This window comes from Sphingosinicella microcystinivorans, from assembly GCF_027941835.1.
Taxonomy (GTDB): Bacteria; Pseudomonadota; Alphaproteobacteria; order Sphingomonadales; family Sphingomonadaceae; genus Sphingosinicella.
This window is the reverse complement of the sequence record NZ_CP116005.1, coordinates 3,106,674-3,118,600: the sequence shown is the minus strand read 5'-3', so window position 1 is coordinate 3,118,600 and position 11,927 is coordinate 3,106,674. Positions and strand designations below refer to the sequence as shown.

General features: G+C 69.3%; 12 protein-coding genes. 10 read left to right on the top strand and 2 right to left on the bottom strand.

Annotated elements, in window-relative coordinates; all coding sequences use genetic code 11:
• The first annotated feature begins 72 nt into the window (after positions 1-72).
• The 10 genes from rplM (at position 73) to PE061_RS14885 (ending at position 9,706) form a co-directional block, all read left to right on the top strand.
• A complete protein-coding gene (rplM, locus tag PE061_RS14930; protein WP_271256039.1) occupies positions 73-546 on the top strand; it encodes a 50S ribosomal protein L13 in 474 nt (157 codons plus the stop codon).
• A gap of 2 nt (positions 547-548) precedes the next feature.
• Positions 549-1,052: a 30S ribosomal protein S9 gene (gene rpsI / locus PE061_RS14925; RefSeq protein WP_271256038.1), complete on the top strand. Its 504-nt coding sequence runs from the start codon at positions 549-551 to the stop codon at positions 1,050-1,052.
• A gap of 124 nt (positions 1,053-1,176) precedes the next feature.
• Entirely contained in the window at positions 1,177-3,027 is a 1,851-nt protein-coding gene (locus PE061_RS14920; protein WP_271256037.1) for an FAD-dependent oxidoreductase, read from the top strand.
• Positions 3,028-3,183: 156 nt separating this feature from the next.
• The gene (locus PE061_RS14915; protein ID WP_271256036.1) at positions 3,184-3,795 is read left to right on the top strand and encodes a PEP-CTERM sorting domain-containing protein; all 612 of its coding nucleotides are present in this window, start codon (positions 3,184-3,186) and stop codon (positions 3,793-3,795) included.
• 83 nt (positions 3,796-3,878) lie between these two features.
• Positions 3,879-5,933, top strand: a complete 2,055-nt coding sequence (locus PE061_RS14910; RefSeq protein WP_271256035.1) for a protein-disulfide reductase DsbD family protein — start codon at positions 3,879-3,881, stop codon at positions 5,931-5,933.
• A 40-nt stretch (positions 5,934-5,973) separates the two neighbouring features.
• Positions 5,974-6,582: a thioredoxin family protein gene (locus PE061_RS14905; protein WP_271256034.1), complete on the top strand. Its 609-nt coding sequence runs from the start codon at positions 5,974-5,976 to the stop codon at positions 6,580-6,582.
• 84 nt (positions 6,583-6,666) lie between these two features.
• Entirely contained in the window at positions 6,667-7,539 is an 873-nt protein-coding gene (motA, locus tag PE061_RS14900) for a flagellar motor stator protein MotA (RefSeq protein ID WP_271256033.1), read from the top strand.
• 38 nt (positions 7,540-7,577) lie between these two features.
• Complete coding sequence (gene argC, locus PE061_RS14895) at positions 7,578-8,618, top strand: N-acetyl-gamma-glutamyl-phosphate reductase (protein WP_271256032.1); 1,041 nt, start codon at positions 7,578-7,580, stop codon at positions 8,616-8,618.
• Positions 8,615-9,154 (top strand): GNAT family N-acetyltransferase, encoded by a 540-nt coding sequence (locus PE061_RS14890; protein WP_271256031.1) that lies wholly within the window; start codon positions 8,615-8,617, stop codon positions 9,152-9,154. Before argC ends, PE061_RS14890 begins: the two co-directional genes overlap by 4 nt.
• A gap of 24 nt (positions 9,155-9,178) precedes the next feature.
• Positions 9,179-9,706 carry a gamma carbonic anhydrase family protein gene (locus PE061_RS14885; RefSeq protein WP_271256030.1) on the top strand — a complete coding sequence of 176 codons (528 nt, stop codon included), beginning with the start codon at positions 9,179-9,181 and terminating at the stop codon, positions 9,704-9,706.
• A 265-nt stretch (positions 9,707-9,971) separates the two neighbouring features.
• On the opposite strand, the gene PE061_RS14880 is transcribed toward PE061_RS14885, so the two are convergent.
• Both PE061_RS14880 and PE061_RS14875 read right to left on the bottom strand, forming a co-directional pair.
• Positions 9,972-10,934: a YncE family protein gene (locus tag PE061_RS14880; protein ID WP_271256029.1), complete on the bottom strand. Its 963-nt coding sequence runs from the start codon at positions 10,932-10,934 to the stop codon at positions 9,972-9,974.
• Positions 10,935-11,077: 143 nt separating this feature from the next.
• On the bottom strand, positions 11,078-11,782 hold the full coding sequence (locus PE061_RS14875; RefSeq protein ID WP_271256028.1) for a PEP-CTERM sorting domain-containing protein: 705 nt from the start codon (positions 11,780-11,782) through the stop codon (positions 11,078-11,080).
• Between the last annotated feature and the right edge of the window lie 145 nt (positions 11,783-11,927).

The following is an 11,927-nucleotide window of genomic DNA, read 5'->3' as shown; positions in this document are numbered from 1 at the left end:
GCATCTCCATCATATGCCGCGCCGTTCACGCGGGCGGCTTCATGCGGCCCGCCTTTGTTTTGGGATCGAACCATGCACACCAAGTCCACGGTCTCGGCGAAGCCCGCCGAAGTCGAAAAGAAGTGGCTGCTGATTGATGCCGACGGCCTCGTCGTGGGCCGTCTCGCCTCGATCATCGCCAACCGCCTGCGCGGCAAGCACAAGGCGATCTACACGCCGCACGTCGATTGCGGCGACAACGTCATCGTCATCAACGCGGGCAAGGTCCGCTTCACGGGCAACAAGCTCAAGGACAAGACCTACTACCGCCACACCGGCTATCCGGGCGGCATCAAGGGCATCACGGCGGGCAAGGTCCTCGAGGGCCGCTTCCCGGAGCGCGTGCTCGAGAAGGCCGTCGAGCGCATGGTCCCGCGCGGTCCGCTCGGCCGCGCGCAGATGCGCAACCTTCGCATCTATGCGGGCGCCGAGCATCCGCATGTCGCACAGAATCCGCAGGTCGTCGACGTCGCGTCGATGAACCGCAAGAACAAGGTGGGTGCCTGATCATGGCTGATGAGAAATTGGGTCTCGAGGATCTGAAGGACCTCGCCGTCGAAACCGCCGCGGGCGCCGCGCCCGTGGCCGTCTCCGCCGCGCCGCTGCGCGAGAAGGAAATCGACGCGCAGGGCCGCGCCTATGCGACCGGCCGCCGCAAGGATGCCGTCGCGCGCGTCTGGATCAAGCCGGGCACCGGCAAGATCACCGTCAACGGCCGCGACCAGACCGTGTATTTCGCGCGTCCGACGCTGCGCCTCGTCATCAACCAGCCCTTCGACGTCTCGGGCCGGGGCGGCCAGTTCGACGTGATCGCCACCGTTTCGGGCGGCGGCCTCTCGGGCCAGGCCGGCGCGGTGAAGCACGGCATCAGCCAGGCGCTGACGAAGTACGAGCCGGAGCTGCGCGGCGTCGTCAAGCAGGCGGGTTTCCTCACCCGCGACAGCCGCACCGTCGAGCGCAAGAAGTACGGCCGCGCCAAGGCACGCCGCAGCTTCCAGTTCTCGAAGCGCTGATCGGCGTTTTCCTGCGTTTCGTGGAAAAGGGCGCTTTCGGGCGCCCTTTTTTATTTTACGTCCCGTCGCCTTCCTCTCCTCATTGAGCGCAGGTTCATGTATGGCCTGCCACAGCAGAGCAGCCATGCACCTCGATCTTGAACACGACGACATCCCGGCCATCCGGTTGACGGAGGTCTGCGTCATCGGCGCCGGCGCCGCCGGCATCGGCGTCGCGCGCCGCCTGCTGGCGCACGGGCACAGCGTCACGCTCCTCGAAAGCGGCGGCCTCGACTACGAGGCGAAGACCGCCGATCTCGGCGCGGGCCGCAACGTCGGCGAGCCCTATTACGACCTCGAGGATTCGCGCCTGCGCTTCTTCGGCGGCACCACCGCGATCTGGGGCGGCCGCTGCGCCGAGCTCGACCGCGTCGATTTCGAGCGCCGCGACTGGGTGCCCCATTCCGGCTGGCCGGTCTCCCGCGAGACGCTGGAGCCCTACTACCGGGAGGCATGGCGCGAGCTCGGCTTCCCGCAGGGTCCCGACACGGCCGGGGCGATGAAGGCCGCGGGCGTGCCGCTGCCGGACCTCGACCCGGCCCGGCTCGCGCTCGGCACGTGGCAGTTCGACGAGCGCTTCAACCGCTTCACCTTCGATGCCTGCGCGGACCTCCGCGCGCATCCGCGCTGCACGATCGTCACCCACGCCACCGTCACCGGCATCGCGGCAAGCGACGCCGGCGCAGTCACGCACGTCGAGGCCCGAAGCCTCACCGGGCGCACGCTGCGCATCCACGCCCGCTATTTCGTGCTCGCCGCGGGCGGCCTCGAAAACCCGCGCCTGCTGCTCGCGAACCGCCTCGGCAACGACCGCGATCTCGTCGGCCGCTTCTTCATGGAGCACCCGCACGCGCGCGGCGGCCGCGTCGTGGAGGGCGACGCGTGGGCGCTGCTGGGGGCCTTCGCGCGGCCGCACCGCGTTGGCGGCCGCAAGGTCGCCGCCCTCGTCACGCCGAGCGCGGCGCGGCAGGCGGAGCGCCGCGTGCTCAACAGCTCGATGATCGTGGCTGGGCGGCAGCCCGCGGACGCGCGCCAGTTCATCGGGATGCGCGCCTATTCCGGCCTCAAGCACAAGACGGCGCCGACGCGCGCCGGGCGCGGCCTCTGGATGCTCACCAAGCGCGCGGCATCGTTCGTGCAGGAACGCGCCGATCCGCTGCGCCCGTGGCTGCTCCACAAGGCCGGGCGGCTCGATCTCGCGCTGCTCGTGCGCGCCGAGCAGGCGCCGAACCCGGATAGCCGCGTGCTGCTCGACACCGAATCCGACGCCCTCGGCATCCCGCGCATCAAGCTCGATTGGCGGCTCACCGAGCTGGACATCGAAAGCGTCGCCGTGCTGGTCGCCGATTTCGGGCAAGAGCTCGAACGCCTCGGCATGGGCCGCGTCGAGACGGCGGAGTGGCTGCTCGGCAGCGGGCGCCGCTGGACGACCGACCCGCTCATCAGCTCGCATCCGATCGGCGGCTATCACCACATCGGCACCACGCGCATGGCGGACAGCCCGGCGGAGGGCGTGTGCGATGCCGAGGGGCGCGTCCACGGCCTCGCCAATCTCTATGTCGCGGGCAGCTCGCTGTTCCCCACCTCGGGCTGGGCGAACCCGACGCTCACCATCATCGCGCTCGCCATGCGCACCGGCGACACGATCGCCCGCCGGATCGAGGCCGCCGCCCGGCCGCCGTCGACATGGGCGGAACCGCCCGCGGCGGCCCCGCGGCTGCGCGCGTCCGGCGGGCGTCGCTGGTCGATCCCCGCCGAGCTGGTCGCCGCCAGCTTCTTCGGCCTGCTCCTCGTCAGCGACCAGGCGGGGGACGACGACTTCGACATGCTGCCGCAAGCCTCGGCGATCGAGTACACGGCGCCCGACCCGACGCCGGAGCCCGATGACGAGGAGGACGGCGACGCGGACGACGCCGTGCCGCGGCCCGTTCTTTAGGCCCCGTTCTTTAGTGAAGTGTCGGCAGATTTTACGATCCTCGCACGGCCGGCGGGACGCCGAATCGCTAACTGTCTCGATTCTGTAACAGTTCCCGGACTGGCACGATCATTGCGTAGCCGCAATCAATCGCAAATGTTGTGCAAGGATGTTGCCATGCTCAAGACCCTTTTCATCGCGGGTGCGGCCTCGGTAGCTCTCGCGGCGAGCGCGCAGGCCGGAATGGTCGTCAACTTCTCGTCGACGCTCGAGATTCCGGACAACAACAACTTCCAGTCGTACCTGAACGGGATCGGCCTCGACGTCTACGCCTCGACCGGCGCCTCGATCACCTTCGATCGCTCCGGCACGCTGAGGTTCGAATACCTCGGCGCCGAAAGCGGCTTCGACAACCTCTTCCACTACGGCGCGAACAGCTTCGCCGAGGACAACGACCTCGACACCGGCCTCGAATTCATGTTCGAGGTGTCGGTCTCCGCGGGTGCGTGGGAAGGCTACTTCACGTCGAGCGGCCGCGGCGACAAGAAGTTCTACCCCGGCGTCGAGGAGTTCGGCATCCTGCTCGGCGCGAACGATCCGTCCGGCCTCAACACGAACACGCTGTGGATCGCGCTCGACGACCAGAAGGTGGACGACGACGACAACCACGACGACTTCATCATCAAGGTGACGTTCATACCGGACCGCGACGTTCCGGAACCGGCGATGGTCGGCCTGCTCGGCATCGGCCTGCTCGGCATCGGCGCGGCACGCCGCCGCCGCATCTGACGCTTCGTCACAGGGCGCAAGGACGGGCCGGCGGCAACGCCGGCCCTTTCCGTTTCGCGCCGCGGCCGTTAAGCCTTGGCGCCATGTTCCGCGCCGTTCTCCTGCTGCTGATCGCTTTCGCGTCGCCCGCGCTTGCGACGAACGCCGTCCAGAACCCGCACACCCGCGTCGAGCTGATCGCGGAGAGCGCCGCCCCGGCGCCGGGAAAGACCGCCGCGCTCGCCATCGTGATGACCCCCGAAAAAGGCTGGCACACCTACTGGAAGAACCCCGGCAGCGCGGGCATGGAAACGCAGGCGGCGTGGACGCTGCCGGAGGGCGTCGCCGCTTCCGCCATCCGCTATCCGGTGCCCTCCACCTTCACCGTCTCGGGCATCATGAACTACGTGTTCGAAGGGGAATCGGCGCTGCTCGTCGACCTCGCCGTGCCGGGCCTCGCCCCCGGCACGCCGCTCCCCGTGAAGGTCCGCGTCGACTATCTGGTCTGCGACGACGAGCTTTGCGTCCCCGAAAGCGCCGACCTCGCGCTCGACCTCCGGGCGGGCGACGGCGCGGCCGACCCCGCCGCCGCGCCGCGCTTCGAGAAGGCCCGCGCCGCCCTGCCCCGCCCCGTCGACTGGCCCGCGCGTCATGCCCGCGCGGACGGCAGGTTCCGCCTCTCGGTCGACACCACGGGCGCGGGCGACATCAGCCGCGCCTACTTCTTCCCCGAGGCGGACGGCGTGCTCGACTACGACGCGCCGCAGGCGGTGAGCCGGGACGGCGACACGCTCGTCATCGAAACGGCGGCGGGCGCGAACGCCGACCCCGGCGAAGTCACGGGCGTGCTGCGGCTGGACCGCGCCGACGGCAGCCATTTCGGCGCAAGCCTCAAGGCGGACGCGGGCGAGGTCGCGGCGGCGGGCGCCCCGCTCGCGCCCGGCGGGCACGATCGGCATCAGGCGGGCCTGCCGTCCGCGCTCACCGCGCTCGCGCTCGCCGTGCTCGGCGGCTTCATCCTCAACGTCATGCCCTGCGTGTTCCCCATCCTCGGCCTCAAGGCGCTCAGCCTCGCGAACGGCGGCCATTCCGAAGCCGCGGCGCGGCGCGAGGCGCTCGCCTACACGGCGGGCGTCGTCGGCACCTGCGTTGCGCTCGGCGCGGCGATCCTCGCGCTCCGCGCCGCGGGCGCGCAGGTCGGCTGGGCGTTCCAGCTTCAGGACCCGCGCGTCATCTTCCTGCTGCTGCTGCTCGTCACCGCGATCGCGCTCAATCTCGCTGGGCTGTTCGAGATCAGCGCGCCCCGGATCGGCGGCGATGCGCTCGCGGCGCGCGGCGGCACGCAGGGCGCATTCTGGACCGGCGCGCTCGCCGCCGTCGTCGCCACGCCCTGCACCGGCCCGTTCATGGGCCTCGCGCTCGGCGCCGCCATCCTGCTGCCGCCCGCCCTCGGCCTCCTCATCTTCGCGGGACTCGGGCTCGGCCTCGCCTTGCCCTTCATCCTGATCGGCTTCATCCCCGCGCTCCGCAACCGCCTGCCGAGGCCGGGGCCGTGGATGGTGACGTTCCGCCGCATCATGGCGCTGCCGATGTTCGCGACCGCCGTCGCGCTGGCGTGGGTGCTCGGACGTCAGGCGGGCGTTTCCGGCATGAGCCTCGGCCTTGCCGCCGCCGTGTTCCTCGCCGCCGGGCTCTGGTGGGTCGGCATCCGCCAGCACGGCGGACGCCCCGCCGCCGTGCCGCTCGCCGTCGCGGCGCTCTCCGTCGCCGCCGTCCTCCTCATCACGCCGCGCGCGGAGGCGCCCGTCGCCAACGCTGCGCTGCCGGACATCGAGCCCTTCACCGAGGCGCGCCTCGCCGCGCTTCGCGCCGAAGGCCCGGTGTTCGTTTATTTCACCGCCGACTGGTGCATCACCTGCAAGGTGAACGAGAACGGCGCGCTTTCCGCGCCCGCCGTCACCGCCGCCTTCGCGGACGCCGGAATCCGCACCCTCGTCGGCGACTGGACGAACGCCGATCCGGCCATCACCCGCTTCCTCGAAAGCCGGGGCCGCGCGGGCGTTCCGCTCTATCTCTTCTACGCGCGCGGCAAGGACGCCGAGGTGCTGCCGCAGCTTCTGAGCGAGTCCCTGATGCTGGACCTCGCCCGCCGCGCCTGATTGTGGCATCCTCGCCGTTCACCGGAAAAGGAGACGAGACATGAGAACAGCCATCGCCGCCTTCGCTGCCATCGCCTTCGCGGGCACCGCCGCTCTCGCCGCGCCGGAAGTCGGCAAGACCGCCCCCGCCTTCACCGCGCAGACCGCTGCGGGCAAGACCGTCAGCCTCAAGGATTTCGCCGGCAAGACCGTCGTCCTCGAATGGACCAACAGCGGCTGCCCGTTCGTCAAGAAGCACTACGAGTCCGGCAACATGCAGAAATTGCAGGCCGATGCGAAGGCGAACGGCGTCGTCTGGCTCACCGTCAACAGCAGCGCGCCGGGCAAGCAGGGCCACGTCGATTCCGCGCTCGCCGCGAAGGAGATGAAGGACTGGACGTTCCAGCCCACCGCCTACCTGCTCGACCACGACGGCAAGGTCGGCAAGGCCTACGACGCGCGCGCGACGCCGCACATGTACGTGATCGACGGCAAGGGCGTGCTCCGCTACGCGGGCGCCATCGACGACAAGCCGACCGCGAACCCCGCCGACATCAAGGGCGCGAAGAACTACGTCACCGCCGCGCTCGGCGATATTTCCGCGGGCCGCGCCGTCGCCAGCCCCGTCACGCGCGCCTACGGCTGCACGGTGAAGTACCCGGACGCTTGAAACTTCGCTTAAAGCGCCCTTAACCACCCCGGCCCCACCATGCCCGCCTGAGAACGTGTACCTGTCTCGCGGGGTCTGTGGGTCGTGATTATCTTTTTCGGGCTGGCCGTCGTGCTCGTCTGCGTGTTCGGCAGCTTCCTGATCGCGGGCGGCGAGCCCGGCATCATCGCCGGGGCGCTGCCGCAGGAGTTGCTGATCATCGCGGGCGCCGCCGCCGGCGCCTTCATCATCGCCAACAGCAGCGCGACGCTGCGCCGCGCCGCAGACGGCGTGCGCCGCGCGTTCGCGGGCGAGCGCTGGGGCAAGGACGACTACCGCGACCTCCTCTGCCTCCTGTTCCTGCTCATCAAGACGCTGCGCACGCGGGGCGTCGTCGCCATCGAGAGCCATATCGAATACCCCGAGGAATCGCGCCTGTTCGCCGCCTTCCCGCGCATCGCGGCGGACCCGGCGCTCGTCGCCTTCATCTGCGATTACGTGCGCATGATGGCGATGAACTTCGAGGACCCGAACCAGATGGCCGACGCGATGGAGGCCGATCTCGACCGCCACGTCGCCGAGGAATATCAGGCGCAGGGCGCGCTCCAGACGCTCGCCGACAGCCTCCCCGCGCTCGGCATCGTCGCCGCCGTGCTCGGCGTCATCAAGACGATGGGCTCGGTCGACCAGCCGACCGAGGTCTTGGGCGCCATGATCGGCGGCGCGCTCGTCGGCACCTTCCTCGGCGTCCTCCTCAGCTACACGGTCGTCGGCCCCATCGCCTCGCGCCTCGCGCAGGTCATCGACGCCGAGGCGAAGTACCTCAGCCTCGTGAAGACCGTCATCGTCGCCCACCTGCAAGGCCAGGCCCCGCAGGTCGCCGTCGAGCTCGGCCGCCGCACCACGCCCTCCAACCACGCCCCCAGCTTCGCCGAGATGGAGGCCGCCCTCGACGCCCTGCCGCGCGATCTCGTCTAGCGCTGGAATCCCCGCCCCATATCCGCTAAGCGCCCTCCATGTCGCAGAAAGTCCGCATCGCCGTGCTGGGAGCGTCGGGATACACCGGCGCCGATCTCGTGCGTCTCGCGCTCACGCATCCGAATATCGAGATCGCCGCGCTCAGCGCCAACGCCAAGGCGGGGCAGGCGATGGCGGACGTGTGGCCGCATTTCGCCCACGTGCCGCTGCCCGGCCTCGTCCGCGCCGAGGAGATCGACTGGGCGGGCATCGACGCCGTGTTCGGCTGCCTGCCGCACGCCGCCTCCGCCGCGCTGCTCTCGACGCTCGGCGGCGTGCGCATCGTCGACCTGTCGGCGGATTTCCGGCTGAACGACGCGAAGACCTATGCCGAGTGGTACGGCAACGCGCACCCGGCGCCGGAGCTGCTGCCCGATGCCGTCTACGGCCTCACCGAATATGCGGCAGACATGCTCCCTGCCGCGCGCATCGTCGCCTGCCCCGGCTGCTACCCGACCGCGGCGCTGCTCGCGCTGCTGCCGCTGCTGGAGGCCGGGCTGATCGGCCACGAGCGCATCACCATCAACGCGCTCTCCGGCGTCTCCGGCGCGGGCCGCAGCCTCAAGGAGGCGAACCTGTTCACCGAGGTCGCGGAGGCCGTGCACCCCTACGGCATCGGCCGCCACCGCCACATGCCGGAGATCGAGCAGGAGCTTTCGAAGCGCGCGAACGGCCCCGTCACGATCAGCTTCACGCCGCACCTCGTGCCGATGAACCGCGGCGAGCTCGAGACCATCACGGTCGAGCTGGTGCCCGGCAAGACCGCCGCGGACCTCCGCGCCGCGCTCGGCCACCGCTACGCCGCCGCGCCGTTCGTGCACCTGCTGCCCGAGGGCAAGGCCCCGGCGACGCGCATGGTGCGCGGCTCCAACCACTGCGTCCTCAATGTCTTCGAGGACCGCGTGCCCGGCCGCGCCATCGTCATCGCCGCCATCGACAACCTCGTGAAGGGCTCGTCGGGTCAGGCGGTCCAGAACATGAACCTGATGTTCGGCCTTCCCGAGACGACCGGCCTCGAAGCCGCGCCGCTGTTCCCGTGATCGTCACCGACCGCCTCAAGCTCCGCCCGTGGCGCGAGTCCGACCGGCTCCCGTTCCGGATGCTGTGCGCCGACGCGCGCGTGATGGAGCACCTCGGCGGCCCGCGCAGTCCGGCGGATGCCGACGCCGCGATGGAGCGCATGATCGCCAGCCAGCGCGAGCACGGCCACTGCTTCTGGGCGGTCGAGCGCAAGGCGGACTTCTCGTTCATCGGCTTCTGCGGCCTCCTCGTCTGCGACAAGGCGGGAACCCCGGTCGAGAACGAGATCGAGATCGGCTGGCGCTTCCGCCACGATTGCTGGGGTCAGGGCTTCGCCAAGGAAGCCGCCTACGCCAGCTTCGACTGGGGCTTCGCCAACCTCGACTGCGAGCGCATCGTCGCGCTCACCGTCTCGGAGAACACGCGCAGCTGGGGGCTGATGGACCGCTTGCGGATGCGGCGGCATCCCGAGCTCGATTTCCACGAGACCTCCGCCACCACCGGCCACGCGGACGCGCGCATCATCGTCTATGCCCGCGCGCGCGGCTGGGACTGATCTCCGACGCACGAAGGAAAATCCATGCCCGTCTATACGTTCGAAGGCGCCGCGCCCGAGATCGCCGACGATGTCTTCATCGCCCCCGGCGCGCACGTCATCGGCAAGGTGAAGATCGGCGCGGGATCGAGCGTCTGGTACAATTGCGTGCTGCGCGGCGACGTCGGTTCGATCACCGTGGGCGAAGGCACCAACATCCAGGACGGCACCATCGTCCACGTCTCGGGCGGCACGTTCGACACCGTGATCGGCAGCCACTGCCTCATCGGCCACACCGCGATCGTCCACGGCTGCACGCTCCACGACCACGCCTTCGTCGGCCTCGGCGCCATCGTCATGGACGGCTGCGTCATCGAAAGCGACGCCATGCTGGCGGCGGGCGCGATGCTCACACCCGGCAAGCGCATCCCCTCGGGCCAGATGTGGGCCGGGCGCCCGGCGAAATACGTGCGCGATCTCAGCCCGGAAGAGATCGCCGGAAACCGCGAAGGGCCGAAGCACTACGCAAGGCTCGCAAAGCTGCACCGCCCCCTCCGCCCCCAGGACGCATAGCCCCTCCTCTCCCGCCCGCGGGAGAGGATACGAAGCCTTGGCCGAAGGCCGCAGGCGAAGTCGGTGAGGGTAGCGGCGGCGAGGGCAAAAACCCCTCCGCACAATCCGCCCCTAACGCCCGGGACCCATCGGAATTCCGTTCAGGCCGGAGCGAAAATGGTGGATTTCGAGAACCGGAGCGGAGCGTACTAAAGGTACGTGAGCACCGGAAGCGCAGAAAGCCGCCGTTTGCAGCCCGGCATGGGCGGAATTCCGACGGGTCCCCCTACTCCGCCCCCACCGGGGACCACCCGAGCCCGTCCCCGTTCACGCCCACCGGAATCCGCCGCAGCACCTTGCCGCCCGGCCATTCGAGTTCCGCCACCATGTTCCGCCCCGTCTCGGCGACATAGAGCCGCTTGCCGTCCGGCCGGAACAGGATCGTCACCTGCATGGCGTCGGCGGTGCCGCTCACCGGAACCGTGCGTTCCAGCCTGCCTGTCGCCACGCTGTAAACGCCGAGCGTGCCTGCCTCGAGATTCGAGGTGACGGCCTCCTTCCCGTCCGGGCTGATCGCGATGCGCAGCGGAAACGGCCCGGCCTCGATGCGCCGCACGAGCTTTTCCGTCTCCGTGTCGTAGACGTGGACCTCGTTCGATCCCCGGCTCGAGATCCAGAGCTGCTTGCCGTCCGGCGTCAGCGCGATGCCTTCCGCCTCGCGCCCGGCCGCCAGATGGCCGATGGTCCGCCCGCTTTCGAGGTCGACGACGCTCGCGCTGCCGCTTTTCATGTTCGCCGTGTAGGCGCGCGGCCGCGACGGGTGCACCGCCACCATGTGCGAGCCTTCCGCCCCGGTCGGGATCGACCGCACCACGCGCCCGTCCGCACCGTCAATCACCACCAGCGTCTTGGAACCCTCGGCGGTCGCCACCAGCCGCCCGTCGCCAAGCCAGAGCAGCCCATGCGGCCGCGCGTTCGGGCTGATGTCCCACGTCGCAAGCCGCTCGCCGCCCGGCACCGCATAGACGTCGATCGCGCTGCCGCCATAATTCACCACCGCCGCCCGCGTCCCGTCCGGCGAAAGCGCCACCTCATGCGGATTCGCCCCGCTCGCCGAGCGTGCCAGTTCCTTGCCGCTCGCGAGGTCGATGAAACTCACCGTGTTCTCGCCCTTGTTGCCGACGATGAGCGTCTCGGCCGAAGCGGGTGCCGCCGCGAGCAGCAGGGCGATGGTCAGAATATGCCGCATATGTTTCTCCCTTGCGTGCATACTGACGCGAACGGCCCGCAAGGTCATCCCTGTACCAACCGCCTTTTGCCCTGTCTGGTGTCCGTGCCAAAAAAAGAGGGCGGCGCCGAAGCCCCGCCCCCCTGAAACCCCGAGTGTTGGAATCAGGCCGTTTTGCGCCTGCGCAGTATGCCGAGCCCTGCAAGGCCGAGCCCGAACAGGGCAAGCGCCGCGGGTTCGGGAACCGGGTTGGTCGGTCCGCCGGGGTCCGTCGGCTCGGTCGGATTGACGATGGATGTCGTGCCCAGCCAGATGTCGTCGATGGCGAAGTCGTTGCCGCCGAAGGCGGTCTGCGCGTTGCGCAGGAAAAGGCTGGCCGTTGTCGCGCCGCCGCTGTTGAACGTGGTGGAGAGGCCGTGCCAGATGCCGGTCGGCGTGACGGGCACGGTCAGCGTGTTCAGCTCGAATTCTTCGCCGCCGTCCAGCGAAACCGTGAACGTGAGGACGGGCGGGCTGGCGGGATAGGCGTTCATGACGAACGCCTCGAAGAAATAGTCGATGCCCGCCGCGATGTCGATCGGCGAGGACTGCCAGACGATATCGCCTTCGTTCGCCGAGCCGTTGGCGATGAACATCAGCCCCGAGCCGGTGGTATGATCGCCTGCGACCACGAAGGCGCTGTGCCATGCCCGCGGATTGCTGCCGACCGTATAGACTCCCTGTGCGGTGCCGTTCGCAGCGTTATACGTGTAGCTCGTCGCGAACCCCGTGTTCCCCGCCTCGAAATCGCCGTTCAGGACCAGATTGGCCGCCTGCGCCTGTCCGGCCAGAGCGATACTTGCCGCGAGGCCCAGCATTCTCATCGTCATTGATGCTCCTCCTGTTCTTGCCGTCGTCAACGCGCCGGGGGATGTCGCCATCCGTCCGAACCGCTTTGTCAAAATGCAAAAATCAGGCCATAACGAAAAGATAGAAGGTTTCCTGTGGGTTATCAGCGCGCTGTCGACCGCGGCG

Excerpts from the sequence above, each read along its gene's own strand:
- rplM (WP_271256039.1), top strand. The coding sequence starts at position 73 with ATGCACACCAAGTCCACGGTCTCGGCGAAGCCCGCCGAAGTCGAAAAG.
- argC (WP_271256032.1), top strand. The coding sequence starts at position 7,578 with ATGTCGCAGAAAGTCCGCATCGCCGTGCTGGGAGCGTCGGGATACACC.
- PE061_RS14880 (WP_271256029.1), bottom strand. The coding sequence starts at position 10,934 with ATGCGGCATATTCTGACCATCGCCCTGCTGCTCGCGGCGGCACCCGCT.
- rpsI (WP_271256038.1), top strand. The coding sequence starts at position 549 with ATGGCTGATGAGAAATTGGGTCTCGAGGATCTGAAGGACCTCGCCGTC.
- PE061_RS14920 (WP_271256037.1), top strand. The coding sequence starts at position 1,177 with ATGCACCTCGATCTTGAACACGACGACATCCCGGCCATCCGGTTGACG.
- PE061_RS14885 (WP_271256030.1), top strand. The coding sequence starts at position 9,179 with ATGCCCGTCTATACGTTCGAAGGCGCCGCGCCCGAGATCGCCGACGAT.
- PE061_RS14875 (WP_271256028.1), bottom strand. The coding sequence starts at position 11,782 with ATGACGATGAGAATGCTGGGCCTCGCGGCAAGTATCGCTCTGGCCGGA.
- PE061_RS14910 (WP_271256035.1), top strand. The coding sequence starts at position 3,879 with ATGTTCCGCGCCGTTCTCCTGCTGCTGATCGCTTTCGCGTCGCCCGCG.
- PE061_RS14905 (WP_271256034.1), top strand. The coding sequence starts at position 5,974 with ATGAGAACAGCCATCGCCGCCTTCGCTGCCATCGCCTTCGCGGGCACC.
- PE061_RS14915 (WP_271256036.1), top strand. The coding sequence starts at position 3,184 with ATGCTCAAGACCCTTTTCATCGCGGGTGCGGCCTCGGTAGCTCTCGCG.